This window comes from Marinobacterium sp. xm-g-59, from assembly GCF_013283315.1.
Classification (GTDB): Bacteria; Pseudomonadota; Gammaproteobacteria; order Pseudomonadales; family Balneatricaceae; genus Marinobacterium_E.
The window spans coordinates 22,797-47,840 of the sequence record NZ_WBYR01000008.1; the positions used below are offsets into that span (position 1 = coordinate 22,797).

25 protein-coding genes are annotated in these 25,044 nt (G+C 48.2%); 7 read left to right on the forward strand and 18 right to left on the reverse strand.

Annotation, left to right across the window (positions count from 1 at the left end; all coding sequences use genetic code 11):
• Window positions 1–13: 13 nt before the first annotated feature.
• Window positions 14–1,189, reverse strand: a complete 1,176-nt coding sequence (locus XMG59_RS09130; protein ID WP_173498576.1) for a response regulator — start codon at window positions 1,187–1,189, stop codon at window positions 14–16.
• A 15-nt stretch (window positions 1,190–1,204) separates the two neighbouring features.
• On the reverse strand, window positions 1,205–3,451 hold the full coding sequence (locus tag XMG59_RS09135; RefSeq protein ID WP_173498577.1) for an ATP-binding protein: 2,247 nt from the start codon (window positions 3,449–3,451) through the stop codon (window positions 1,205–1,207).
• 130 nt (window positions 3,452–3,581) lie between these two features.
• Here XMG59_RS09135 and XMG59_RS09140 point away from each other — a divergent pair, with 130 nt between their 5' ends.
• On the forward strand, window positions 3,582–5,243 hold the full coding sequence (locus tag XMG59_RS09140) for a VRR-NUC domain-containing protein (RefSeq protein WP_173498578.1): 1,662 nt from the start codon (window positions 3,582–3,584) through the stop codon (window positions 5,241–5,243).
• Complete coding sequence (locus XMG59_RS09145; protein WP_173483656.1) at window positions 5,240–7,477, forward strand: ATP-dependent DNA helicase; 2,238 nt, start codon at window positions 5,240–5,242, stop codon at window positions 7,475–7,477. Before XMG59_RS09140 ends, XMG59_RS09145 begins: the two co-directional genes overlap by 4 nt.
• 104 nt (window positions 7,478–7,581) lie before the next feature.
• Here the strand turns inward: XMG59_RS09145 and ureG are convergent, their stop codons facing one another.
• The 13 genes from ureG to urtA form a co-directional block, all read right to left on the reverse strand.
• The gene (gene ureG, locus XMG59_RS09150) at window positions 7,582–8,199 is read right to left on the reverse strand and encodes an urease accessory protein UreG (RefSeq protein ID WP_173483655.1); all 618 of its coding nucleotides are present in this window, start codon (window positions 8,197–8,199) and stop codon (window positions 7,582–7,584) included.
• An 8-nt stretch (window positions 8,200–8,207) separates the two neighbouring features.
• Complete coding sequence (locus tag XMG59_RS09155) at window positions 8,208–8,867, reverse strand: urease accessory UreF family protein (RefSeq protein WP_173489191.1); 660 nt, start codon at window positions 8,865–8,867, stop codon at window positions 8,208–8,210.
• Complete coding sequence (locus tag XMG59_RS09160; protein ID WP_173498579.1) at window positions 8,857–9,069, reverse strand: hypothetical protein; 213 nt, start codon at window positions 9,067–9,069, stop codon at window positions 8,857–8,859. Before XMG59_RS09160 ends, XMG59_RS09155 begins: the two co-directional genes overlap by 11 nt.
• Window positions 9,070–9,107: 38 nt before the next feature.
• Window positions 9,108–9,596 (reverse strand): urease accessory protein UreE, encoded by a 489-nt coding sequence (ureE, locus tag XMG59_RS09165; protein ID WP_173484039.1) that lies wholly within the window; start codon window positions 9,594–9,596, stop codon window positions 9,108–9,110.
• Window positions 9,597–9,612: 16 nt separating this feature from the next.
• Window positions 9,613–11,316 carry an urease subunit alpha gene (ureC, locus tag XMG59_RS09170; RefSeq protein ID WP_173483651.1) on the reverse strand — a complete coding sequence of 568 codons (1,704 nt, stop codon included), beginning with the start codon at window positions 11,314–11,316 and terminating at the stop codon, window positions 9,613–9,615.
• A 9-nt stretch (window positions 11,317–11,325) separates the two neighbouring features.
• The gene (locus tag XMG59_RS09175; RefSeq protein WP_173484040.1) at window positions 11,326–11,634 is read right to left on the reverse strand and encodes an urease subunit beta; all 309 of its coding nucleotides are present in this window, start codon (window positions 11,632–11,634) and stop codon (window positions 11,326–11,328) included.
• A gap of 11 nt (window positions 11,635–11,645) precedes the next feature.
• Window positions 11,646–11,948 carry an urease subunit gamma gene (gene ureA / locus XMG59_RS09180; protein WP_173483649.1) on the reverse strand — a complete coding sequence of 101 codons (303 nt, stop codon included), beginning with the start codon at window positions 11,946–11,948 and terminating at the stop codon, window positions 11,646–11,648.
• Window positions 11,949–12,161: 213 nt separating this feature from the next.
• Window positions 12,162–12,986, reverse strand: coding sequence for an urease accessory protein UreD (locus XMG59_RS09185; protein ID WP_173498580.1), 825 nt, complete (start codon window positions 12,984–12,986; stop codon window positions 12,162–12,164).
• An 8-nt stretch (window positions 12,987–12,994) separates the two neighbouring features.
• Window positions 12,995–13,690, reverse strand: coding sequence for an urea ABC transporter ATP-binding subunit UrtE (urtE, locus tag XMG59_RS09190; protein ID WP_173483647.1), 696 nt, complete (start codon window positions 13,688–13,690; stop codon window positions 12,995–12,997).
• A gap of 4 nt (window positions 13,691–13,694) precedes the next feature.
• Window positions 13,695–14,531: an urea ABC transporter ATP-binding protein UrtD gene (urtD, locus tag XMG59_RS09195; protein ID WP_173483646.1), complete on the reverse strand. Its 837-nt coding sequence runs from the start codon at window positions 14,529–14,531 to the stop codon at window positions 13,695–13,697.
• Window positions 14,531–15,613 (reverse strand): urea ABC transporter permease subunit UrtC, encoded by a 1,083-nt coding sequence (gene urtC / locus XMG59_RS09200; RefSeq protein ID WP_173498581.1) that lies wholly within the window; start codon window positions 15,611–15,613, stop codon window positions 14,531–14,533. The genes urtD and urtC overlap by 1 nt, the downstream gene beginning before the upstream one ends.
• Before the next feature lie 4 nt (window positions 15,614–15,617).
• Entirely contained in the window at window positions 15,618–17,231 is a 1,614-nt protein-coding gene (gene urtB, locus XMG59_RS09205; protein WP_254447099.1) for an urea ABC transporter permease subunit UrtB, read from the reverse strand.
• Between the two features lie 69 nt (window positions 17,232–17,300).
• Complete coding sequence (gene urtA / locus XMG59_RS09210) at window positions 17,301–18,584, reverse strand: urea ABC transporter substrate-binding protein (protein WP_173483644.1); 1,284 nt, start codon at window positions 18,582–18,584, stop codon at window positions 17,301–17,303.
• 304 nt (window positions 18,585–18,888) lie between these two features.
• On the opposite strand from urtA, the gene XMG59_RS09215 reads away from it, so the two are divergent.
• Window positions 18,889–19,239 (forward strand): hypothetical protein, encoded by a 351-nt coding sequence (locus XMG59_RS09215; RefSeq protein WP_173498582.1) that lies wholly within the window; start codon window positions 18,889–18,891, stop codon window positions 19,237–19,239.
• A gap of 36 nt (window positions 19,240–19,275) precedes the next feature.
• Here the strand turns inward: XMG59_RS09215 and XMG59_RS09220 are convergent, their stop codons facing one another.
• The 3 genes from XMG59_RS09220 to uraH all read right to left on the reverse strand — a co-directional run bounded on the left by XMG59_RS09220 (window position 19,276) and on the right by uraH (window position 21,890).
• Window positions 19,276–20,574 carry a uracil-xanthine permease family protein gene (locus XMG59_RS09220; protein WP_217363724.1) on the reverse strand — a complete coding sequence of 433 codons (1,299 nt, stop codon included), beginning with the start codon at window positions 20,572–20,574 and terminating at the stop codon, window positions 19,276–19,278.
• Between the two features lie 221 nt (window positions 20,575–20,795).
• A complete protein-coding gene (locus tag XMG59_RS12115) occupies window positions 20,796–21,518 on the reverse strand; it encodes a GntR family transcriptional regulator (protein ID WP_173483643.1) in 723 nt (240 codons plus the stop codon).
• 15 nt (window positions 21,519–21,533) lie between these two features.
• Window positions 21,534–21,890: a hydroxyisourate hydrolase gene (gene uraH, locus XMG59_RS09230; RefSeq protein ID WP_173481079.1), complete on the reverse strand. Its 357-nt coding sequence runs from the start codon at window positions 21,888–21,890 to the stop codon at window positions 21,534–21,536.
• A gap of 194 nt (window positions 21,891–22,084) precedes the next feature.
• Here uraH and puuE point away from each other — a divergent pair, with 194 nt between their 5' ends.
• Genes puuE through XMG59_RS09250 form a run of 4 tightly spaced genes read left to right on the forward strand, consistent with a single transcriptional unit; the run spans window position 22,085 to window position 25,042 of the window.
• A complete protein-coding gene (gene puuE / locus XMG59_RS09235) occupies window positions 22,085–22,993 on the forward strand; it encodes an allantoinase PuuE (RefSeq protein WP_173483641.1) in 909 nt (302 codons plus the stop codon).
• Window positions 22,993–23,514 (forward strand): 2-oxo-4-hydroxy-4-carboxy-5-ureidoimidazoline decarboxylase, encoded by a 522-nt coding sequence (gene uraD / locus XMG59_RS09240; protein WP_217363725.1) that lies wholly within the window; start codon window positions 22,993–22,995, stop codon window positions 23,512–23,514. Before puuE ends, uraD begins: the two co-directional genes overlap by 1 nt.
• Window positions 23,515–23,524: 10 nt before the next feature.
• A complete protein-coding gene (gene alc / locus XMG59_RS09245) occupies window positions 23,525–24,511 on the forward strand; it encodes an allantoicase (protein ID WP_173483640.1) in 987 nt (328 codons plus the stop codon).
• 12 nt (window positions 24,512–24,523) lie between these two features.
• Window positions 24,524–25,042 (forward strand): ureidoglycolate lyase, encoded by a 519-nt coding sequence (locus XMG59_RS09250; protein ID WP_173498583.1) that lies wholly within the window; start codon window positions 24,524–24,526, stop codon window positions 25,040–25,042.
• Window positions 25,043–25,044 lie beyond the last annotated feature (2 nt).

Below are 25,044 nucleotides of genomic sequence, written 5' to 3' on the forward strand. Positions count from 1 at the left end.
AATGGGTTGAGAGTTACTGGGTATACTGATCAATGAAACGCCAAGTTTCATCGAGTATCGTCTTAAGTTCGTCGATTAATAGATCAACATCTCCAAGACTTGGTGAGTTGTAGACATCCATCAACGCTTTAGCCTTGTGACTGATTGCTGGTAAACCCAACACCGCTGACGCCCCTTTTAACTTGTGTGCTAACTGTTCAGCTGCAACAGGGTCCAGTGTTTTAAGCTGTTCATCAACCGATTGATATTCCGATTTAAACCTAACCAAATAGCTCTTCAGTTTGGACTCTGTTTTCCAGTATGAGAGTGCCTGCTCTCGATTGAAAAATTCGGAATCAAACTCTTCAGCATTGTTTGATTGTTCTGTAGAGATGTTTGCAGCCTCTATTGAAAGCTCATCGACCTTGGTTACAGTTGATACCCATTTATTGATGACTTCGATCGACCTATCAATATCAAAAGGTTTGGCGATAAAGTCGTTCATTCCGGACTCCAGAGCTGCCTGCTTATGCTGTTCAAAAGCGACCGCAGTCAAAGCCACTATTGGAATATCCAGTTTCAACTCTTTGCGTATCGTCTCTGTTGCTTGATAACCATCCATGATGGGCATCTGCACATCCATTAAAATAAGATCGACCTCAGAAGCATGATTTTTCAGCCAATTTACCGCCTCTTGCCCATCATTAAGGGTAATAACACTTGCCCCTTCTGATTCAAACGAGAGAACCGCCACCTCACGGTTAAACTCATTATCATCTACCACCAACAGTCGGATGTCCTGCAATGAGTGGGCCGCATGATCTTTGTATTGAATTGCGTTCGGTTGAATTGTTTTTTGATAGGCATCGTACAGATCTGATGCTGTGATCGGTTTTTCGAGAATAAGATCCACGTATTGACTGTCAGATGAGCTTTTAACTTGATCCATTCCGTAAGCAGTCACCATGACGATGATCGGCGTTTTATCGCTAGGCAAATGAGTTTTCAACTGCTTCGCAACCGTTAATCCATCCACATCAGGCATATCCCAATCTAACAGGATAATGTCTTTAATTTCTGAACCCTTGATCACTTTATCAATGACCATAGCGCCACCATTGACCACTTCAGAGTGCCAACCAATCGAGTCGACAATGGATCGAATCGCTTCACGCGCCACCTCATGATCGTCTGCAATTAATACATCCAATGAGCTGCTCTGGTGTCAAACGGACGCATCACCCAAAGGCATGGTTAGCATAAATGAGAAAGTACTGCCCTTACCCTGCTGACTCTCAACTTTCAGTGTAGATCCCATCAAGTTAAGGAGTGATTGACTGATTGAGAGCCCTAAACCACTCCCCCCAAATTTTGAATGGGTGCTTGCTTCGCCCTGTTCGAAGGCTTCGAATATCAGATTTAAATTCTCTTCGGCGATGCCAATACCGCTGTCTTTGACCGAGAAAAGCAGCTCAACAGAATCGGCCGTTTTACTGAGCGTAATGATCTCTAATTTGACGTAGCCCGACTCAGTAAACTTAATCGCATTGCCGATAAGATTCACTAAGACCTGTTGAATGCGCACTTCATCACCTACTACCAGATTTTCCAGATGGGTGGCATTGTTGATCACCAACTCAACCTGCGGTTTATTCAGTGCAGCGCTGTGCATGATCGCTGATAGGTTGTTGACCAATTTTTCTAAATCAAAAGTACTGGGCGATAAATCCAGCTTATGAACGCCCAGTTTTGAGTAGTCCAAAATGTCATTAATCACCGCAAGTAGGGATTGTCCTGCGGCCATTAATCGAGCACCAATATGTTCAGCATCTAACTCACTGCCTTTGCGCTGCAGCATCTGTGACATGGCAATGATTGAGTTTAGAGGTGTGCGAATTTCGTGACTCATATTGGTTAAAAATTCACTTTTAACCGCGGGGAGCCTTTCCGCCTCTTGCGAACGACTGATCAGCTCTTCGTTCGTTGCAGCCAATTCCATTGTGCGCTGTTCTACCGCTTGCTCTAGCTCTTCTCGATAGACTTGAGCTTGGCTTTCCAGTTCATACTCTGTCGTCAAATCACGCAGGTTACCGACAAAATAGGGTTTCTCACCAATCCAGATCTGAGTCACGGCAATTTCGACTGGGAAGGTCTGACCCTCTTTCGTCAGTGCAAAACTTTTTCGAGAGCTTTCGACTACATGTTTAACGCCGGTTCTTTTATAGCTGTCTAAATAGCCATCGTGATGTGACCTCATTGGATCCGGCATCAGCATTTTGACATTTTGATTGAGCACCTCTGAGTGTGTATAGCCAAAGAGTTTTTCGGCCGCCTGGTTAAACTCAACAATCAGTCCTTTATCAGTGATCAAAATGGTCGGGATCAGTGAGTTACTAATGATCTTTTCACGTATCGCAGACTCTTCTTTTAAAGTATTTTCTGCAATCAACTCTTTAACGGCCGCACGGCTCCATAACAGGCTCAATAACGCTAAGGTTAGTCCAACGCCAATGGGAATGGGTTGAAGCAACTCCATTTGTACCAGCTTCGGAAGGTTGAGGGGCTCAAACTCGGAGATAAGATAAAGTGATCGAGGCGATTCAACGACAAGACTTCCGATAGAACGAGGGTATTGAAGCCTTACCACTGAGGCTTCCTCTATTTTATTGACCTGGTTATCGTTAGTGGCTTTGAGTGAGTACCAGATCGCCTGGTGAGTATCGGCAAAACTGCTTTGCCCGCCGAGTTGGCGACTCCAATTAAATTGACCTGTCTCATCAAAGATCCAGTAGCCCTCATCATCAACCAACTCAATAATCCCTGGGAGCGTTGCTGCAACATCCATCTCATGCAGAATGTTCTCTGCTAGATAGTTCAGTATTAGCACACCTACCAGATCGCCAGCATCGTTTATCAGTTTATGACTTAAACGAATCATCGGTTTATGAGGCTGTTCTATCTGACCATTCTCAACATTCAGGTCAAGCTGTGATGCATAACTCTCATTCGGACCTAGGTTTAACACTTCGGAAAAATAGTAACGGTTTGATTTGTCTTGCAGAAATTCAGTGGGAGTGATGACAGCCTCGCCTGAAGAGTAGTTCACTCGAACGGTTTCATACCCAAGATTGGAGAGGATTCGAACCTGATCGTAACGTCGACTGACCGTTGAAAGAAGCGCGAAGTAATTTTCAACACCTTGCCTGGCCTCTTCGCTGGGGTTATTGGTGTACTCTATGATCTCTTCGGAGTTGATCAAGGTCTCTAAATCTTGTGATAGAAAATCAAGATCCTCTTGAAGGACGACCCCAACGGATTCAAGCAGGTCATCAGTGACTTGACGCTCACTGTCATAACGCGCTGTCTCGGTCTCAATAATCGTGTAACTGTATAGCCCTATTGGGACTAACAGCACGATTAATAATCGTAAAAAGGCATTGATGAATAAATTGCTACCAAGAGAGAACTGCATTTATAACTTCCGATAGAAAAGGGATTTATCCTCATTTAAGAGTAGTCCATTTCTGGCATAATGAAACCAATGTTTTGGTTTTTTTCTTTCTACTTTGTAGCCTTTTCGGTTTAGAGATAAGTTCATTAAGATGACCCATTCAATCACTACAGCCGAGTTAACCAACCCTCTCTATTACCTGCAAAATGCACAGACACTGATCGACTGGGTCGTGAAGGTTTATCAGGATCTTCTGACAGATGAAGAGTTAGATCGACTGTCTCAGTTTCAGTCATTGTGTGAGCCAGCGCAGGCCCTGTTAATTAGAATGGTGATGCGCAGCCAATCTAATTTTTTGATGCGCCACATCGATCACTACCAAGAGATCACGGAGTCAACTGAAGCGTTAATTGATTCATTAGTAACTACCAAACTGATAGCACTCAACCAACCGCTATCCGTTCAAGAGTGTTTCAAACTGCTTAATCGGCAAGAGCTGTTGATGCTTCACAACCAACTGAGCTCAAAACCATTGAGTAAAAGCAGTTCAAAACAGACCCTGTATGACTCACTGCAAAGGAGTAGCACTGCCCCCCTTCCCCTTCACCAGCATCTACCTGTGCTTGGTGATACTCTCCATCTTTTGTGTGATCCGCTGTTTGAGCGTCTCAAATTGATGTTTTTTGGCAACCTTCATCAAAGCTGGAGTGAATTTGTCGTAACGGAGCTAGGTTACTTCAACTATGAGCCCGTTGAACTTAGCCTAGAGAGTCGAGCGTTTCACCGCAGAGAGGACCTTGATCAATACATCGAGCTAGAGCATCTGTTGACCGACGATAGTATTTTATCGATTGAAGAGAGAATCCTAGCTACACAAAGAGTCGAACCTATTAGCACTTGGCTTGATGGTCGCAAAGATCGTGTGCTCTATCTATTGGCGAGAGAGTTGGAGCGCGAGGAACAAACACAGGCCCTAAGGGTCTATCAGCAACTGAGCATTCAAGATGCTCACATACGCGAACTCCGCCTATTAGAGCGCTTAGGGAAATTGGAGGAGTGTCATAAGCGGACACGGCTATTACAACAGGAAAACCCTACTCCGCTAACTCAACTTGCCTACCAGCGTCTTTTAAAACGTAGCAGTAAAAAACTGGGCGTTGAGTACAGTGCGTCTACACTCCTAGCCCCGCCTCAACAAAGATTAACCCTGGAGCAAATAGAGGGGGTATCCGTGGAACGACAGGTTGCAGAGCACTTAACGAGCGAAAACTCGCACGGCCATTACGTCGAAAACCACTTAATCAATGGACTCTTTGGCTTGCTCTTCTGGGATGTGATCTATGCCCCGGTTCCAGGCGCTTTTTTTAACCCCTTCCAATCCCGCCCGGCCGACCTCTACCGAAGTAACTTCAAAGAGAGACGCTACCCTCTCATCACTGAGGCGATGATTCAAATCGAAACGGGCCAGTATCGTGAAACCATTCGGCAACGATTTAGAGAGAAACAGGGTATAACAAACAGCTTCATTCATTGGTCTGTACTGACAGAGGAGCTTGTTGAGCGGGCATTAAATTTTATCCCTGCTGATCATTTAAAAAGGATTTTTGAACGACTTTTGATGGATATTAGAACGCATCGTAGCGGTCTTCCTGATCTGATTCGATTTAACAGTGACGACGAGAGTTATGAACTGATCGAAGTGAAGGGACCAGGCGATCGCCTTCAAGACAACCAAAAACTCTGGCTCGATTTTTTTGTCCGTCATGACATCCCCTGCTCCGTCTACTGGATTGATTGGAGTCACCCCGAATGAGAGCCCTCTCCGTTCGCACTTTATGTGAGTTTTGTGATCGATCTGGTGATATCGATCTAAGATATACGCCGGCCCCTACAGCGCTGGAGGGAATACAGGGGCATAAACGACTGCAAATGCGTCGTCCCAAGAGCTATATCCCAGAGTTCCCCCTGGCAGTGGATATCGAAGATTTCCAGCTAAAAGGCAGAGCCGATGGTTGGGACCCTAACCAGAATCGTGTTGAAGAGATAAAGACACACCGAGGGGATCTTGAACGCCAGTCAACGGGACAGCGACAGCTTCATCTGGCACAACTTCGTAGCTATGGTGCCATGCTATGCATGAGTGAATCACTGCATGAGATCCATCTAAGATTGAGCTACTTGGAGATCGCTTCCGACGAAGTTACACACTTCGACTTTACTGTGAATGCTGCAGAGCTGATCGAAGAGCTCAAACAACGAGTGACTCACTATCAAACCTGGCAGAGCACTCTCGATCAACACCGAGCGGCTCGGCAAAGCCATATTGCGTCGCTCGTTTTCCCTTTTCCCCATTTCAGAAAAGGGCAACGGGAGCTGGCTGAAGCCGTCTACAAAGCGAACAACAGAGCTAAACAACTACTTATAGAGGCACCCACTGGCTCAGGAAAAACCTTGGGCACCCTGTTTCCAGCGATTAAGGCGCTTCAGACCGAGTCGTTGGACAGCCTCTACTATCTGACAACCCGAAATACAGCCCGTAGAGTGGCACTGGATGCCTTTGAGTTAATTCAAAGCGACTCACCCATTCCACTCACGCTCATTGAGATGACCTCAAAAGAGGCGGGCTGCATCGAACCTGACAAACTCTGCCAGGGCGATAGCTGCCCACTGGCAAAAGGCTTTTTTGATCGCCTACCGGCTGCTCGTGATGAAGCGTTTACAAAACAACTACAGACCTTTGATCAGACCGCTCTGCAAAGGCTCGCCAAGCAGCACTCTCTCTGCCCCTACTTTTTAGGGCAAGAACTGGCGCGCTGGGCGGATATTGTGGTGGCTGATATCAATCAATTTCTGGCATCTAGTGCTATTTTGTATGGCTACCTTGTTCAAGATGAACGAAAGGTCTCAGCACTGGTGGATGAGTCTCACAATTTGATCAGCCGCTGTCGCGACCTCTACTCGCTTGATCTTCACCAGAGTGATTATCGTTTTGATACTAACAATCAGGATTTACAACGCGCCTTGGATTCTGTGCAACGTGCCTGGCAACAGCTATTTAGTGATCGAACAGGTGAACAAGAGTTTATTAACTACCTACCAGACAAACTAGAGAATGCACTGCAGAAACTCTGCTCAGTCATCGGTGAAGAGCTGGCCATGGACCCATCAAGCATGGAGCTGCAAAATCTACTCTTTGCCTCTTCGGCCTATTTAAAGTTGGCTGAACAGTTTGGCGAGCACTCCATTGCCCGAGTAGAGAAACGCCTTAGAGGCAGAGGCGAGTTAGCCATACTCAATATGGATCCATCGCTATTCCTTGTTGAGCGCTGGCAATCTCTTCACAGCTTGACGCTCTTCTCTGCCACGCTAAAGCCGTTTGGCTACTACCAACAACTGCTTGGCCTAAATGAACCCGTATCAGGGTCACTGCCCTCTCCCTTTGAACCTGACCAGATCCGATTAACCCTTCGCAGAGATATCGATACTCGTTATCAATTCAGAGAGCGTTCGATACAACCTATCGCAGAGTTACTGGTGGAGCTGTATCACCAAAATCCTGGCAACCACCTCTTCTTTGCCTCCAGCTTTAGCTATCTAAACGAGATTGAAAAGGCTATTGCTGAGATGGATCCAGAGATTGATCTGCATCCGCAAAGGCAGGCCATGTCCAATGCCGAGCGACAGGACTTTTTAGATGCTTTTTCACCAACGAGTCGAAAACTGGGTTTAGCAGTACTGGGTGGTCTTTTTTCGGAAGGGGTCGATCTTCCAGGAGATCGACTGATTGGCGTAACGGTTGCCACCTTGGGCCTACCGCCCTTTGATGAGTTTCATGATCTGATGCGAAACAGTTTTGATGAGCGTTTCGGAAAGGGATATGAGTACACCTACCTTTACCCAGGTTTGCAAAAGGTAATTCAAGCTTGTGGGCGTTTAATACGCACGGCTGAGGATCGAGGAACGCTGACGCTGATTGATCCTCGATTTGCATCGCCTGAGATACAGGCGATGCTACCGAGCTGGTGGCCATCGCCTCATCTTCGATAAGGCGCCAACACCAACTCGGCGAACGAACCGTTGGAGCGGTCTTATAAAGGCCGCGATGCACTGGTTAGGGTGACTGGCCTTCAGCCTGTCATCCGCTGCTTCAATTAACTATCCAACATCCCCTGATGCACGATGAAGTCGATGATATCTTGCAGCCCTTTTCCCTCTTTTAGATTGGTAAAGACCCAAGGTTTCTCGGGGCGCATTCGATTGGTATCCGACTCCATTACCGATAGATCTGCACCGACGTAAGGTGCCAAATCGATTTTGTTGATCACCAACAGATCCGATTTAGTGATTCCCGGTCCACCTTTACGAGGAATCTTTTCGCCCTCTGCCACATCGATGACGTAGATCGTAAGATCCGCCAACTCTGGACTGAAGGTTGCACTGAGGTTATCACCACCAGACTCAACAAAGACAAGATCCAGCGTTTTATGTCGTTTAGCCAGCTCTTCAACTGCCGCTAGATTCATTGAGGCATCTTCACGAATAGCGGTATGCGGGCAACCACCCGTTTCCACACCAATGATGCGATCAGGCTCTAGCGCTTCAGCGCGAGTCAAAATCTTTGCATCCTCTTGGGTGTAGATATCGTTGGTCACAACGGCAAGGTTGTAGTGATCTCGCATCGCTTTACACAACGCCTCGAGTAGTGCTGTTTTACCTGAACCTACTGGACCACCTACACCAATTCGAAGTGGGGATTTATAGTCACTCATGACTGCTCCTAAGATCTAAATAATCGTGTGTATTGTGTTTCGTGTCGACTGCTTGCAATCGCTAATGCTGGCGTCACGCTACTGGGGTTTAATACCCCTTTGGAATGTTCAACTGACTGCTCTATTGAATAGGCCATTCGTTGTAGCGTCTGCTGGCCTTGTGTCTGACCGAGTGGAATCAGCTTAACGCCAGCCATAACGGCATTCTCTAGCCAGCTCCAAAGGTAACCAGCAAACAGTTTATCCCGAGGGATTTGCCATTGATGCGCGGCAATCGCGATACCTGCTAATTGTGTTCGCTGGCAGGCCTCCAACAAGAGACCTTCTAGGTTTACATCCAACTGAGGAAGCAGGCGCGCTAACGCCGCCCCACGCTGTCTCTCTTCAAGACGAAGCTCTTTAGTTTCGCGCCAAGCGATCAACTCTTTTGTCAGTTGGTTAAATGCCTGTGCATCGGCTTCATCTAAGGCGTTAAGCATTCGATCCAGCATCGGTAGCTCAAGTGTCGTTAGGGAGTGATTTAACTGTTCTGTTAACCAGGCTTCAAATCGCTCTTGAGAGTCTACCCAGCCCGCTTCAACCGCCAACTCCAACCCTTGCGAGTAGGTGAATGCACCGACCGGCAGTGACGGACTGATCAGCTGAAAAAGACGAAGATCACTTAGCACGTTGCGCCTGTGCTTTGGTTTTAATACGGGTCGCTAGGGCCAGTGTTGCTGCGATGGAGCCAACAACGGCCAAAGAGAGTGCAGCATGCTCAACTGAGGAGAAGGCATGCCCTAGAACTGAAGCCAAATTAGAGTGATCACCCGTATGAGCAAAGGCCGCAGTTGGGGCGATCATAAGAAGCGACAATAATTTAATGTTCATTGTTTTATATTCCTGTTAAATACTTAATCTATAAAGAATTAATGTGAATGTTCATGATCATCTGAATGACTGTGTGAATGGCTGTGCGAGTGTCCGTGACTAGAACCACCATAGGCGCCAGCCTCAGGTTCAAACGGCAGTGACTCACAGGTCACTACACCACCCAATCCAACCACCATGTCGTCCAACACATGGTCATGTTGGTAGCTAACATACTCATCATTGATCTCAAGTGGCACGTGTCGGTTACCTAGGTGATAACAGATACGTGATTTTAGAAGTGGGTCACTTGTTCTAACCACTGACAGAGGTTCAGCCGCGGCCTGCACTGTCACAACCACCCCGTCATCATTCGTTAACTGTTCGCCCCCACGAAGTATCTCCCCGCGTGGTAGATCCAAACCGGCCTCTGTACCATTAGAGAGCGTTACTCTCAGACGGCTGCGTATGCGCTGATCAATGGTCAACTCAAGCGTCAGATCGGTTTCAACTGAATGGGACTCCAGCTTTTTATTCAGTTTAATCATCTCGTTACTGTCTTACTTAAAATAGGAAATAGCGCTGCGCCATCGGCAATATTTCGGCCGGTTCACAGGTTAACGTCATGCCATCTGCAGTGACCTCATAGGTTTGAGGATCCACCTGAATATCGGGCTGCCAATCGTTATGAACCATCTGATCTTTGGTGGCGGTTCTACACCCTTTTACCACGCCGATCATCGACTGCAGACCAAGCTCTTCAGCCACTCCAGCAGCGACAGCTGCTTGAGATAGGAAGGTCATTGACGTGCTTTGAGCCGCTTTACCAATGCTGGCAAACATTGGACGATAGTGAACAGGCTGAGGCGTTGGAATGGATGCATTAGGATCGCCCATAGGGGCCGTCGCGATCATACCCGCCTTCAACACCAGACTGGGTTTAGTGCCAAAGAAAGCCGGTTTCCATAACACCAGATCGGCCAGTTTGCCGACCTCAATTGACCCCACTACGTGTGAAATCCCGTGGGCGATGGCCGGGTTAATGGTGTATTTAGCAATGTAGCGTTTCAAACGATGGTTATCGTTGCGCTCAGAGTCCGCTTCTAAAGGGCCTCTCTGCACTTTCATCTTATGCGCAGTCTGCCAGGTACGAATGACAACTTCCCCAACTCGACCCATCGCTTGTGAATCTGATGAGATCATCGAAAAAGCGCCCAGATCGTGAAGGATATCCTCTGCAGCAATGGTTTCACGACGAATACGTGACTCTGCAAAGGCGACATCTTCAGCAATACTGGGATCTAAATGGTGACAAACCATTAGCATGTCGAGGTGCTCATCCACCGTATTAATGGTGTATGGACGTGTTGGATTGGTCGACGAAGGCAGCACATTTTTAAGCCCTGCAGCCTTGATGATATCTGGTGCGTGACCACCACCCGCTCCCTCTGTGTGGTAGGTGTGAATGACTCGGTCACCGATCGCATCCAGTGTCGCTTCGACAAAGCCTGATTCATTTAATGTGTCAGTATGAATCGCAACCTGAACATCGTATTTCTCTGCAACGCTCAGGCAGTTATCGATTGAAGCGGGCGTAGTGCCCCAATCTTCATGCAATTTAAGCCCGATAGCACCCGCTTCAACCTGCTCGATTAACGGCTCGGGAAGACTGGCGTTACCCTTACCTAAGAACCCGAAGTTCATTGGTAAAGAGTCTACTGCTTCCAGCATTCGAGCAATGTTCCATGCACCCGGTGTACAGGTGGTTGCATTAGTACCGGTGGCTGGACCTGTACCCCCACCGATCATCGTGGTGACACCTGAGCAGAGCGCTTCATCGACCTGCTGCGGACAGATAAAGTGAATGTGAGCATCAATCCCGCCAGCCGTTAGAATACTGCCTTCACCGGCAATCACTTCTGTGCTGGGACCAACGACAATATCAACATTAGGTTGGATATCAGGATTACCGGCTTTACCAATCGCAAAGATACGACCATCGCGAACAGCAACATCGGCTTTTACTATCCCCCAGTGATCAAGAATCAATGCATTGGTAATGACCAGATCCGGTGTATCAACACGGCAGGCTTGGCTCTGGCCCATACCATCACGGATAACCTTGCCGCCACCAAACTTAACCTCCTCACCGTAGGTCGTGTAATCCTTCTCGACCTCTAACCAGAGCTCGGTATCCGCTAAGCGAACACGGTCTCCTGTGGTTGGACCAAACATTTCTGCATACGCGGTGCGATCAATAACAGACATTCTGATCTCCTAATCCAATTGGCCACTGACTTTGGCTTGAAATCCATAAACAACGCGGTCACCAGTCAGTGCCACCAACTCGACCTCGCGCGATTGACCTGGTTCAAAACGGACCGCTGTTCCCGCGGCGATGTTTAGTCTAAAACCCCGTGCTTTTTCACGGTCAAAAATGAGGGCTTCATTGACCTCATAGAAGTGGTAGTGAGAGCCAATCTGAACCGGACGATCACCGGTGTTCGCGACGCTGACTTTGATGGTCTCTCGACCCTCATTAAGATTGATACTGCCCGCATCAACTTTGTATTCACCTGGAATCATTAAGCCACCTCTTAAACAATCGGTTCATGGACGGTGACCAATTTGGTTCCGTCAGGGAAGGTCGCTTCAACCTGAACGTCATGGATCATCTCAGGCACCCCCTCCATAACCTCTTCACGAGTCAGCAAGGTGCGGCCATAGTCCATCAATTCAGCAACCGTGCGACCATCGCGTGCCCCTTCCATCACTGCTGCACTGATGAGCGCAACCGCTTCGGGATAGTTCAATTTCAAACCACGATCTTTACGACGTTCAGCGAGCAGCGCTGCGGTGAATATCAGTAGTTTGTCTTTCTCTCTGGGTGTCAGTTCCATGATAGTTCCCTTAAGCGGTGTTCATGAGAGTTAATAAACTAGACTTAGCAAAATAGAGACCAGTTTTTATAAAAAGCCTAAAAATCGAATAAAATCGAACAAATAGCAGACATCATCTTGAAAAATTCAAAAAATCGACAACAAACAGAATAACCCAGCTGAATTTTTGGCAAAAAAACGCACTCTTTGAGTGCGTTTTAGAATTAACTTGGCTCAGGTTGCCCAAATACGAGGCACTTCAGCCACTTTTCCAAGAGATAGAGGCCGAATGAGACGCCAAACGCTAGAAAAGAGGGAAATAACCTCTTGGCTCTGCTCTGAAATGGTGCGAACGACCAGTAGACCATCCATCAAGGTCGCGCCTGAAAGCGGATCATCTGACAGCAGCTGTTGAACCTGCTCTAGCAGATCCTGATCATCAACGGTCGCGACCATCGACGCATAACCTGACACCCCTTTTAAACCGATCGAACTGTCGATAAGGGAAGTCCCATCGGTTGCAAATCGATCGAACAGCACAGGTTCGCCGTCACGATAGATTCGCATCTCTGAACTTAGCTGCCCGGTTTCAAATCGCTCTTCGTTTGAGGGGCGACCAAAGCAGTTGATCTCCCAGCCGATGAAATGAGCGCCCGCCTCTAAATGCACTTCAGTGACAATATGGGATTGGGTACCGGGGAAGAAGATATTCTCCAGTGGCATCCACTCTAAAGAGCCGCCACCAGCGACCGTTAAGCGCTGAGAGACCTCTGCGACTGGACCGATAGAGCGATAAAACTTAGTCGCCCCTGGTGTTGTCAGTAGAACCTTAGCATCCTTGGAGACCTTCAAATCGATATTGAGGTCATCACCGGCCACCACACCTCCGGGGGGATGTAGCAGGTAGGTGTGGCATACCTCGCCTTCAGGATAAAAGGCGCGCTGTACCGCCAATGGTCCCTCACGTTTGGAGTCCACCAAGCGCGTCTTATCACCGCGCAGTTGATAACCAAGCGTCAGTTCAGCATGCCACCCTTGGCGGCCAGTCAGTGCGTTCACAATATCCCTTAAACCGTTAGATACTTTGAAACCAATGTATCATCAAGTTGATCCATTGAGCCAGCAGCAACATTGCGTCCACGATCTAGCAGTGTGAAGACATCTCCGACTTTGCGAGCAAAAGGGAGCTTCTGCTCAACGAGCAGAACGGTCAGCCCAAGCTCTTGGTTCAATTGTCGAATAATATCCCCGATCTGCTGGACAATATTGGGCTGAATACCCTCAGTAGGCTCATCCAGGATCAACAATTTAGGATTGACCACGAGTGCTCGAGCAATGGCTAACTGTTGCTGTTGTCCACCACTCAAATCCCCACCACGACGAGCCAACATCTCTTTTAAAACGGGGAATAGATCAAAAATATAGTCCGGTATTTTGCGTGCACCGCGTGGCAATACAGGCAATCCGATCTGAAGATTCTCTTCAACGGTCATCAACGGAAAAATTTGACGACCCTGTGGTACATAACCAATACCAATGTTGGGGCGCTTTTCAACGCTAAGCTTGGAGATATCCTCGCCCATGAAACGAATCTCACCCTGTTTGATCTTGTTATGCCCCATTACACAGTCCAACAGAGTCGTTTTGCCGACACCATTGCGCCCCATTAAGACACTGCACTCACCCTCTTTAACAGCAAGATCAAGATCCCAAAGGGTGTGGCTTTCACCGTAAAACTGATTCACTTTGTTAAGTTCAAGCATCCCACTACTCTCCAAGGTAGACCTGCTTCACGCGGTCGTCATTCTGAACTTGATCCATGGTACCTTCGGCTAACACCGAACCCTGATGCAGTACACTCACGGTGCGACCACCCTCGGCTAGGTTTCGAACGAACTCCATATCGTGTTCAACCACCACCACTGAGTGTTTACCGGCCAACGAGATCAGCAGCTCTGCGGTCTTGTCCATCTCTTGGTGAGTCATACCGGCGACGGGTTCGTCCACCAGAAGAAGTCGTGGCCTCTGCATTAACAGCATGCCGATCTCTAACCACTGCTTCTGTCCGTGCGACAGAGCGCCTGCCAGTTTAAAACTCTGCTCCGCCAAACCGATAAGCTGCTGCACATCGGCTATTCGATCAGACTGTTCAGAGCTTAGCTTGGCTGTGTAAAGCGAGATGAAATCTCGATTTTGTGCCATCGCCAACTCCAGGTTGGCAAACACCGATAAGTTCTCAAACACCGTCGGTTTCTGGAACTTGCGCCCTATTCCCGCCTCAGCAATGGCCGGTTCATCCATGTTGAGCAGGTCAATCGTTTGACCAAAATAGGCGGTACCTGTATCGGGTTTAGTTTTACCGGTAATGATATCCATCATGGTCGTTTTGCCAGCACCATTTGGCCCGATGATGCAGCGTAACTCCCCATCTCGTATGTAGAGATTGAGATCATTAATCGCCTTAAAGCCATCAAAGCTAACCGATAACCCTTCCAAATAGAGAAGAATCTGTTTGTCGACATTGAGTCGTTCGCTCTGTGCGGCATTCACAATATCGAACACCTGATCACGACGCATAAACTCTTGCAGTGAGAATCCAGACATTAGACGCTCTCCTTTTTACGAATCAGTCCCACTACCCCTTTGGGTAAAAAGAGCGTGACTAGTACAAACAGACCACCCAGAGCGAATAGCCAAACATCGGGTAGCTCGACGGTAAAGTAAGATTTTGCATAGTTAATCAATAGCGCACCGATCACCGCGCCATAGAGCGAGGCACGACCACCCACCGCAACCCAGACCACGACCTCAATGGAGTTCAGAGGCGAATATTCATTCGGGTTGATGATGCCTACTTGAGGCACGTAGAGTGCACCGGCGACACCGGCAATCATGGCCGAGATCGTGAATACCCAGAGTTTTATGTTCTCCACACGGTAACCCATAAAGCGAGCACGCGATTCAGCATCTCGCACTGCAACACAGGCTCTGCCCGCACGGCTTTCAGTTAACGCACGACTGATCAGGTATCCGACCATTAAAGCCACAGCACTGGCGATAAAGAGTCCGATCTTGGTCGCATCATCAGACAGACTGAATCCGATAATGTCTTTAAAGTCGGTCAGGCCGTTGTTACCACCAAACCCCATCTCGTTACGATAAAACGCCAACATTAATGCGTAGGTTAACGCTTGAGTGATGATCGACAGGTAGACCCCTGAAACGCGAGAACGAAAAGCCAGAGCACCAAAGACATAAGCCAGCAACCCTGGTACCAACAAGACCATTAAGGCTGCGAACCAGAACTGATCAAAACCGCTCCAGAACCAGGGAAGCTCCTGCCAGTTTAAGAAGACCATAAAGTCCGGCAGATCGGGATTCCCATAGACACCGCGATCACCAATTTGACGCATTAGGTACATACCCATTGCGTAGCCGCCCAGCGCAAAGAATGCAGCATGCCCTAGAGTAAGGATGCCCAAATAGCCCCAAACCAGATCGACAGCCACCGCTAGAAGCGCCAGCGTCAGGTATTTACCCAGTAGAGAGATGGTATAAGTCGGCACATGAAGAGCTGAATCCGCTGGCAGACTGTTCAGCACTGGAACCGCAACAATCAGAGCGATCAAGAGACCAATAAGCCAACGTCCGCCCTTATCATTTTTAAGAATCTGTAATAGAAACATCGAATTAACCCTCCGCAGCTCGACCGCGTTGTGGGAACAAGCCACGTGGACGTTTTTGGATAAAGAAGATGATGAACACAAGCACGAGAATTTTCGCTAACACGGCACCCGCCCAAGGCTCCATGACCTTGTTTGCCAGTCCTAAACTCAAGCCTGCAACCAGGGTTCCCCAGAGGTTCCCTACACCACCAAAGACCACCACCATAAAGGAGTCGATGATGTAGGCCTGGCCTAAATTGGGCCCCACATTGGTCAGCTGTGAAAGTGCTACACCAGCCACACCGGCAACACCCGACCCCAAACCGAAGGTCATCGCATCAACCCACTCAGAGCGAACGCCCATAGCACGAGCCATCGCACGATTCTGTGATACCGCTCGCACCTGAAGACCCAAGCGGGTTCGCTTCATGACTAGCGACAGAGCAACAAAGACAAACAGACAGAAGAAGATGATGTAAAGACGACTCTCAGTCAGCGAGAGAAGTGGATTGATCTCAATAGAACCGGCCATCCATGAGGGTGTTTCAACACTTCGGTTCAGTGGTGAGAAGATCGAGCGCACAGCTTGTTGTAATACCAGTGAGATACCGAAGGTCGCCAACAGCGTTTCCAGCGGTCGACCGTATAAGAAGCGAATCACACCTCGTTCAATCGCAATACCTACCAGACCAGAGACAACAAACGCTGCTGGAATGGCGACAAATAGGGAGTACTCAATCGAGTTAGGCATCAATAGTTGCACGACATAGGTCGTGTAGGCGCCGATCATGATCAGCTCACCATGGGCCATATTAATAACCCCCATCACACCAAAGGTGATGGCCAAGCCAATTCCAGCAAGTACCAATACCGACCCCAAACTGAGTCCAAAGTAGACAGTCTCAACACCCGAGTAGAAAGAGGCCTGATCTTGGTGAGTCTGTATAGCCTTATTAGCAGCCGCAACAAGCACCTCATCACTGGAGCGCTCAACAAACTGTGTCAGTGCCGCCAGAGCCGCGGGCTCAAGGGTATCCGCAAGTGTTGTAATGGCTTTCGCTGCTCGTGTTGTGTTATCACCGTTTAGGTCCGCCACAGCTAGAACGATATTAAAGGCCTCTAGAACAGAGGGATCGGATTCAGACTTGATTAGCTCACGCAATTGACCCACCACCTCTGGGGTTGCGGTTCCAATCAAATCCAGGGCAGCACTGCGTCGATCCGCCGGACTTTCTGCAAGCAGAGCCGCGGTTGAAAGCAGCGCACCAAATTCAGAACGCAAAGTGTTATTGATACTGACACGTTTAAAGTGGCGCTTATTGTCGATCACAACCAAACTGCCATCACGCAGCCTGATTGCCTCAGCCCCCTTTTCAGCCTTCTCAACTCGATAGAGCTGCTTCTCTTTTTTGTGGTAGTAGAGTTGGCTGTCGAGCATCAGTTGAACTAAGGATAGGGCCTCGCCTGAATCGGTAGCCATCCAGTCGCTAATAATGCGTGATTTTTCAGTAAACTTTGCTTTTGTCAGCTTCTCTTCGTACTGATTAAACTCAGCCTCGCCTGCTAGAACTGGCAGAGCAAGCAGCGAGATGATCAGCATCAGAGAGCTTAGAAGCGATTTTCTAACAGATCGCATCATAATGAGATTCCTTACAGGTGGAAAAAAGGCGGCAGTATCTGCCGCCTGGTCTTTTCTTGTTAAGAAAGATTAGAAGTTCTGACCAGAACAGGTTGCGGTTTTCACGTTGTAGTTCCCGCAAGAGAGTGGCTGGCGCCAGTCTGAGATAAGGTCTTTAGAACCCTCTAGGAAATCAGACCATGCATCACCAACCACCAAACCTGAAGTTGAAGAGACCACTTCAAATTGACCATCATCTTGGATCTCACCGATCAGAACCGGTTTAGAGATGTGGTGGTTTGGCATCATAGTGGATAGGCCACCTGTAAGGTTTGGTACAGAGACACCGATGAGAGCATCTTGGACAGCCGATGGATCCGTTGTACCAGCTTTTTCAACCGCTTTAGCCCACATGTTGAAGCCGATGTAGTGCGCTTCCATTGGGTCATTGGTTACACGATCTTCGTTACCAATGAATGAGTGCCAGTTCTCGATAAACTCATCGTTCACTTCACTATCAACGCTCATGAAGTAGTTCCAAGCAGCTAGGTGACCTACAAGCGGTCCAGTATCCATACCAGATAGCTCCTCTTCACCGACAGAGAAAGCAACCACTGGAATATCTTCAGAGCTGATGCCCTGTGAACCTAGCTCTTTGTAGAAAGGTACGTTGGCATCGCCGTTAATGGTAGAGACAACCGCAGTCTTCTTACCCGCTGAACCGAACTTTTTAATGTCCGATACAATTGACTGCCAATCAGAGTGACCGAATGGCGTGTAGTTCACCATGATGTCCTCTTCAGCAACACCCGCCGCTTTTAGGTAAGCATCCAAGATTTTGTTAGTTGTACGTGGGTAGACATAGTCAGTACCGGCTAGCACCCAACGCTCAACACCCAACTCGTTCATTAGGTAATCAACCGCTGGAATCGCCTGCTGGTTTGGCGCAGCACCTGTGTAGAATACGTTTTTAGACGACTCTTCACCTTCGTACTGAACTGGGTAGAACATGAGGCTGTCTAGCTCTTCAATAACCGGAAGAACCGATTTACGCGACACTGATGTCCAACAACCGAAGATCGCGTCCACCTTCTCTTTCTCAACTAGCTCACGTGCTTTCTCAGCAAAAAGTGGCCAGTTAGACGCTGGGTCGACAACCACAGGCTCAAGTTGTTTACCTAGCAAACCGCCCTTCTTGTTCTGCTCTTCGATCAGCATCAGCATGGTGTCTTTCAGTGTTGTCTCACTGATCGCCATTGTGCCCGACAGTGAGTGAAGCACGCCCACTTTGATCGTATCAGCCGCCATTGCAAGATTCGTTGCAGAAACAGCTAAGGCTAGCGCAGCAGATTTAAACATAGTTGATTTAGACATCAGGGTCTTCTCCTTTGATTAGTAACCTAGATGTTTTTCTTATTGCAGAGTGCGTGCCAGTTTTTGAAATAGTCCGTAAATTAATTTTATTTATGTTTAAAAACAATAAGATAAACAATTAATATTATTCTATTTGACGCATATGAAGAGATTTTGCAGTGCACCATTAAGTGACATTTGCGACAGGAATGCGCACCAAAAGATCGCAAAAGTAAATTTTTAAGGGTATTTTGGTGCACTTGTTTGGGGTTGTGGGATTAGCCATATAGCGGCTGACAGGCGAGAACTCAACTACGGAGCTGCCGTGACTGGCTTCAGCCTGTCATCCGCAGTCAGAAACGATCGCCTCATCTTCGATAAGGCTCCAACATCAATTCAGCGCGCGAGCCGTTGGAGCGGTCTTGAAAAGGCCGCGATTTTTACCGATATAAATCGCCTCATCTTCGATAAGGCTCCAACATCAATTCAGCGTGCGAACCGTTGGAGCGGTCTTAAAAAGGCCGCGATTTTTACCGATATAAATCGCCTCATCTTCGATAAGGCTCCAACATCAATTCAGCGTGCGAACCGTTGGAGCGGTCTTGAAAAGGCCGCGATGCGTGCTGATAAAAATCGCCTCATCTGTGATAAGGCTCCAACTGAAAAGGCCCCATAAGGGGCCTTTGATCGATTAGAAAGGTAAGTTAAAAACTTACTCCTCTTCCTTCTTAGGATGAGGCATAAACAGGTTGAGTACGATGGCGCAGACTGCTGCTGGTAGAAGACCTGTTGTTAGCAGTGCTTTTACCGTACCGTCTAGGTGCTGAAGCGCTTCTGGAACCTGCATTAGACCCAAGCCAAGCGATAGCGATACCGCAAAGATCACCATGTTACGGCTGTTCCAGTCTACATCAGCCAGCATCTTCATACCTGAAGAGGCCACCATGCCGAACATCACGATAACACCACCACCCAATACTTCGATTGGCACAGTAGAGATGAGAGCACCCACTTTAGGGATCAGACCACAGACGATCAGGAAAATCGCACCAATGGTTGCCACGTGACGACTCATCATACGCGTCATTGCGATCAGACCGACGTTTTGCGAGAAGGATGTATTTGGCAGTGCACCAGCTAGAGCAGATAGCGCTGTACCTAGACCGTCGGCATAAGTTGCGCCTTTGATCTCAGTATCAGTTGCTTCACGATCCGCACCACCTCTGGTGATACCCGATACGTCACCCACTGTCTCAATCGCAGAGATGAATGACATGAGTGCGATACCGATGATGGCACCTGCGCCGAACTCGATTCCGAATGGGAAGAGCTGTGGCAGCGCAAAGCTTGCAGCACGGCCAACGTTACCGAAGTTAACCATACCCATAAAGTAGGCCAGAACGTAACCTGCAATCAGACCGATCAAGACAGCCGCTGAGCTGATCATGCCTTTGCCGTAGAATTTCAGACCTAGGGTTACAACCACAACAGTACCGGCAACAGTCCAGTTATCTAAAGAACCAAACTCAGGCTTACCAATCGCTGGAACACCACCTGCCGCGTACTGAATACCCACTTTAAGAAGTGACAAACCGATCATCAGAACGATCAGACCTGTTACCAATGGAGGTAGAGCAAAACGAAGACGACCAATAAATGGCGCTAGCGCTGCTTGGAATAGACCACCGACTAGGACACCACCGGTCACCATAGCCATCGCTTCTACACCCTTACCCGCTACCAGTGGGATAAGAATAGGAATGAATGCGAAACTGGTACCTTGTACGATCGGAAGACGTGCACCCACAGGGCCTGCACCAATTGTCTGAAGCAGCGTTGTAACACCCGCAAGGAACATACACATCTGCATCATGTAGATCATATTAGGGAAGTCAGGTGAATTTGAACCAAAGCCAAATCCCGCTGCACCCGCAACGATGATCGCTGGGGTTACGTTTGCGATAAACATCGCCAATACGTGTTGAATGCCTAGCGGAATTGCTAGATGCATCGGTGGGGTCTAATTCGGATCGCGCATCTGCGCTGCCGAAATCTTTTCATTGCTCATTATTGCCTCCAAACAACTGCTCAATGCAGCCTTCTTATTTTTGTTAGCGCATCAAATGCCAACTTCACTAACCCATTGATATAAATGAATAAATCATTAACCAACAGGTCAGAAACTCAAGCTGTTGCACCTTTAGTGTGCATCCAATTTAACTTGACGCACCATTATGCGCCAGCTTTTTCAGTTCGGCGCCCAAACACCTTAGCCAAATTTCGGTTACCCGGTGACTCATCCAGAGCCAAACGCTCTTCAATATGATCTAGATGCTCACCCATTAAACGCTTCGCCTCCTCGGCATCACCCAGCTTCAGCGCATCCAGCAGACGACTGTGCTCATCAATGGCACAACGACTCCCCTCTTTGGCCTGATAGAGGGCGATGATTAACGAGGTTTGCGGTACCAGGGAGTGAAGAAACCCCTCCAGGGGTTTATTGCCAGAGAGGCGTGCTAACTCTAGGTGGAATTCACCCGACAAACGAATAGCCGTGCCTTTGTCGGCAGCCGCACTGCTTTTATGCTCCTGCTCGATCAGATCATAGAGTTTCTTAAACTCGTCTTTGATCGAAGAGGCACGTTCTGCCACCCTCTCAACAATGGCTAACTCCATAAGACGACGAGCATCAAGAATCTGACGAGCATCCGAGACATCGGGCTCAGCAACAAAGGCACCGCGGTTGGGTTCAAAAACCGCAACACGCTCGTGCGCTAATCGACTGAGCGTGCGTCGTATAATGGTTCTAGATACACCAAAGATTTCACCCAAGGACTCCTCTTTCAAGCGAGTACCGGGCCAGAGCCGCTGCTCTAAAATAGCGTCAAAAATCTCCTCGTAGATGTGCTGATCTTGAGTCTTAGATTTTTGACGTGTGGATTTAGGCTCAACCACTGTGAAAACTCTTACTTAGCTACCGCGGTAAGTTGAGTAGCTGTAGGGCGAGATCAGAAGCGGTACATGGTAGTGCGCTTCTTCGTCAGCAATACCGAAACGGATAACAACCTGATCCAAAAAAGCAGGCTCAGCGAGCTCAGTGCCGCGACGTCTAAAGTAATCACCCGCCATGAAGTGCAACTCATAGACCCCTTTGACACACTCCCCCTTAGGAAGAATTGGAGAATCAACACGACCGTCGTCATTCGTCACTGCAGAAACCACTTCGATTAATTGCCCCTCTTCAACCTTAAAAAGGGTTAGCTCAATCCCTTCACCAGGACAACCGTTGGCAGTGTCTAAAACATGAGTTGTTAGATAACCGTTCATATGAAATCCTCAATATTGATTAATTATGTATACCGATTTGTATACATAAAATCTAACAAATAGAGCAATAGTCGACTAAAGTCTATCGGATAATTGGCATTATCTGCATGATTAGAGCCTGTTTAATGCTTTTACGCTATTTACCTGACTGACAAATTGTATACAATCTGCTCATCAATATTGGAGTTTTAGGTATGAACAACTACCCTCGCGATCTGGTCGGTTACGGAAAGAATCCACCGCACGCAGCTTGGCCGAATGAATCACGCATTGCTCTCTCATTTGTACTCAACTACGAAGAGGGAGGCGAGCGCTGCATTCTTCATGGCGACTCAGAGTCTGAAGCCTTTCTTTCGGAAATGCCTTCCGCTGTCCCCTTCCCAGGTCAACGCCATATGAGTATGGAGTCGATCTATGAGTACGGAAGTCGCGCCGGTGTATGGCGCTTATTAGATACCTTCCAAAAACGGGATATCCCTCTGACCATTTTTGGTGTTGCGACTGCATTGGAACGCCACCCTGATGTCACCCAAGCGTTCGTTGATGCTGGATATGAGATCTGTTCACACGCTCTAAAATGGATTACCTACCAAGAGATGCCGATGGAGCAAGAGCGTCAAGAGATGCAGGAAGCCATTGAGATCATCGAGCGAGTAACCGGACAACGCCCACTGGGTTGGTACACCGGTCGAGATAGCCCCAACACTCGTCAGTTAGTCATGGAGGAAGGTGGATTCCTTTACGACTCTGACTCCTACGCTGATGACCTGCCCTACTGGGTCGATGGACCGAAAGGCAAACATCTCGTTGTCCCCTACACACTGGATACCAACGATATGCGTTTTGCGCAGGTGCAAGGCTTTAATACCGGAGAACACTTTTTCCAATACTTAAAAGACGCCTTTGATGTCCTCTACGCAGAGGGTGAGACATCCCCTAAAATGCTATCGATCGGCATGCACTGTCGTCTACTGGGTCGCCCTGGACGCATTGCTGCACTGCAACGTTTCTTGGATTACGTACAAAGTCATGACAAGGTCTGGTACGCACGTCGCATCGATATTGCCCGCCACTGGCATCAACACCACAAACCTGAGGCTTAATGATGAGTGTCACCTTTGCATTTGGCTCACCTAGCGAGCTAACAAAACAGGAATTCGTTACCAAATTTGGTGGCATCTATGAGCACTCCGCTTGGATTGCTGAACAAGTATTTGATCAAGGGATCACAGCAGAGCACGATATCATTGATGAGCTTCACCGCTTAATGTCCGACTGTTTCTTGAGTGCTAGCCATGAGGAGCAGCTCGGTGTCATTATTGCCCACCCAGACTTAGCCGGAAAAGCGGCGCGAGCAGGCAATCTAACGGCAGAATCGACGTCAGAACAGGCCAGCGCGGGTATCGATACGCTGACCGACGAGGAGTTTGCTCGATTTACCGAGCTCAATGATGCCTACAAAGCCAAATTCCAATTTCCATTTATCATGGCCGTTAAAGGGAGCAACAAACATGCAATCCTCTCTGGCTTTGAGGAGCGTATCAATAACACGCCAGAGCAAGAGTTTGCTCGAGCTTTAGCTGAAATTAATAAAATTGCCGCATTCCGTCTGGCTGATTTGTGAGGTTGTATAGATGAACGAACAGAAACTGAAACGCCTAGTTAACCTTGCAGATGCTCGCTTAGGAGCCAAAGCGACCTTTGTTACTGACGACTGGTTTGCTGAAGTGAATCGCATGCTAAATCCTGAACCCCCTGTCTGGAAAGAGGGTGTTTACGATGATGCTGGTAAGTGGATGGATGGCTGGGAATCACGCCGCAAGCGTTTTGAAGGCTATGACTACGCCGTTATTCGTCTTGGTGCACCGGGCATGATTCAAGCCCTAGAGATCAACACAAACTTCTTTACCGGAAACTTTCCTCCGTCAGCTTCTGTCGATGTCTGTTACTCGCCAGATCAGGATCCAGATGATAAAACTAAGTGGTACACACTGCTTCCATCGGTCGATCTTCAGGGCGATAGCGAACACCTATTTGAAGTGAACAACGATCAGCCTTGGTCTCACGTTCGCCTAAACATCTACCCAGACGGTGGCATTGCGCGTTTCCGAGTCTATGGACGTCCGTTTATCGACTGGGATTCGGTCGACAACTCACAAAGCATCGATCTAGTCTCGGCACTGAATGGCGGTTGTGCCCTATCCTGTAGTGATGAGCATTTCGGGAAAATGGGCAACCTAACCAATCCTGGCCGTGGCGTTAATATGGGTGATGGCTGGGAGACAGCACGCCGCCGCTCACCAGGCTATGACTGGGTCATTCTGGCATTAGGTAGTCCAGGGGTTGCAGAGGAGATCGAGATCGATACTGCTCACTTTAAAGGCAACTTCCCTGACAGCTGTGACATTCAAGCGGCCTATGTTCGTGGCGGTTCACCTGAACAGATCGCCACTCAGAGCCTATTTTGGAAAACACTCTTACCTAACCAGAAGCTAAGCGCCGACTCGATTCACAAATTTTCTGTAGATCCTGAGTTTGGACCGATTACTCACGTTAAGCTCAACATCCACCCAGATGGTGGTGTGTCGCGCTTAAGAGTCTTTGGTAAACCAACCCTTTAATAGGAGTGAATGATGAGATCTCTGACCATTGAACCGTTAACAAAAGAGGCTTTTGAACCTTTTGGCCAAGTAATCGAGACGGAAGGCTCTGATCACTTTCCTATTAACAATGGCTCAACTCAGCGGTTTCATCAATTGGCAACGGTTGAACTGAATCGCCAAGAGGACCAAGCCATTATCAGTATCTTCAAGGCAGATACCTTAAGTTACCCGCTCGAAATCAAGATGCTTGAGCGCCACCCTCAGGGGAGTCAAGCCTTCATCCCGATGGAGCGCCAACGCTTTCTGATCGTCGTCGCGCCACCTGCAGATCAGCCTAACCCAAACGAGATTCGTGCTTTTATTAGCAACGGGCGTCAGGGTCTGAACTACGGTAAAGGGGTGTGGCATCACCCTATCCTAGCGCTAGAGAACGGCAGTGATTTTCTGATCGTTGACCGCAAAGGCGAAGGTAATAACTGCGACGAACACTTTTTTGCTGACGGAGAGATCACTCTTCTTGATGCAGATATCAATCATTTAAACGCTTAGAG

Excerpts from the sequence above, each read along its gene's own strand:
- ureA (WP_173483649.1), bottom strand. The coding sequence starts at position 11,948 with ATGGAACTGACACCCAGAGAGAAAGACAAACTACTGATATTCACCGCA.
- urtC (WP_173498581.1), bottom strand. The coding sequence starts at position 15,613 with ATGTTTCTATTACAGATTCTTAAAAATGATAAGGGCGGACGTTGGCTT.
- urtB (WP_254447099.1), bottom strand. The coding sequence starts at position 17,231 with ATGATGCGATCTGTTAGAAAATCGCTTCTAAGCTCTCTGATGCTGATC.
- XMG59_RS09135 (WP_173498577.1), bottom strand. The coding sequence starts at position 3,451 with ATGCAGTTCTCTCTTGGTAGCAATTTATTCATCAATGCCTTTTTACGA.
- urtD (WP_173483646.1), bottom strand. The coding sequence starts at position 14,531 with ATGTCTGGATTCTCACTGCAAGAGTTTATGCGTCGTGATCAGGTGTTC.
- puuE (WP_173483641.1), top strand. The coding sequence starts at position 22,085 with ATGAACAACTACCCTCGCGATCTGGTCGGTTACGGAAAGAATCCACCG.
- ureE (WP_173484039.1), bottom strand. The coding sequence starts at position 9,596 with ATGATTAAACTGAATAAAAAGCTGGAGTCCCATTCAGTTGAAACCGAT.
- urtE (WP_173483647.1), bottom strand. The coding sequence starts at position 13,690 with ATGCTTGAACTTAACAAAGTGAATCAGTTTTACGGTGAAAGCCACACC.
- urtA (WP_173483644.1), bottom strand. The coding sequence starts at position 18,584 with ATGTCTAAATCAACTATGTTTAAATCTGCTGCGCTAGCCTTAGCTGTT.
- uraH (WP_173481079.1), bottom strand. The coding sequence starts at position 21,890 with ATGAACGGTTATCTAACAACTCATGTTTTAGACACTGCCAACGGTTGT.
- XMG59_RS09175 (WP_173484040.1), bottom strand. The coding sequence starts at position 11,634 with ATGATTCCAGGTGAATACAAAGTTGATGCGGGCAGTATCAATCTTAAT.
- XMG59_RS09220 (WP_217363724.1), bottom strand. The coding sequence starts at position 20,574 with ATGCATCTAGCAATTCCGCTAGGCATTCAACACGTATTGGCGATGTTT.
- XMG59_RS09140 (WP_173498578.1), top strand. The coding sequence starts at position 3,582 with ATGACCCATTCAATCACTACAGCCGAGTTAACCAACCCTCTCTATTAC.
- ureG (WP_173483655.1), bottom strand. The coding sequence starts at position 8,199 with ATGAGTGACTATAAATCCCCACTTCGAATTGGTGTAGGTGGTCCAGTA.
- XMG59_RS09160 (WP_173498579.1), bottom strand. The coding sequence starts at position 9,069 with ATGAACATTAAATTATTGTCGCTTCTTATGATCGCCCCAACTGCGGCC.
- XMG59_RS09145 (WP_173483656.1), top strand. The coding sequence starts at position 5,240 with ATGAGAGCCCTCTCCGTTCGCACTTTATGTGAGTTTTGTGATCGATCT.
- XMG59_RS09250 (WP_173498583.1), top strand. The coding sequence starts at position 24,524 with ATGAGATCTCTGACCATTGAACCGTTAACAAAAGAGGCTTTTGAACCT.
- uraD (WP_217363725.1), top strand. The coding sequence starts at position 22,993 with ATGATGAGTGTCACCTTTGCATTTGGCTCACCTAGCGAGCTAACAAAA.
- alc (WP_173483640.1), top strand. The coding sequence starts at position 23,525 with ATGAACGAACAGAAACTGAAACGCCTAGTTAACCTTGCAGATGCTCGC.
- ureC (WP_173483651.1), bottom strand. The coding sequence starts at position 11,316 with ATGTCTGTTATTGATCGCACCGCGTATGCAGAAATGTTTGGTCCAACC.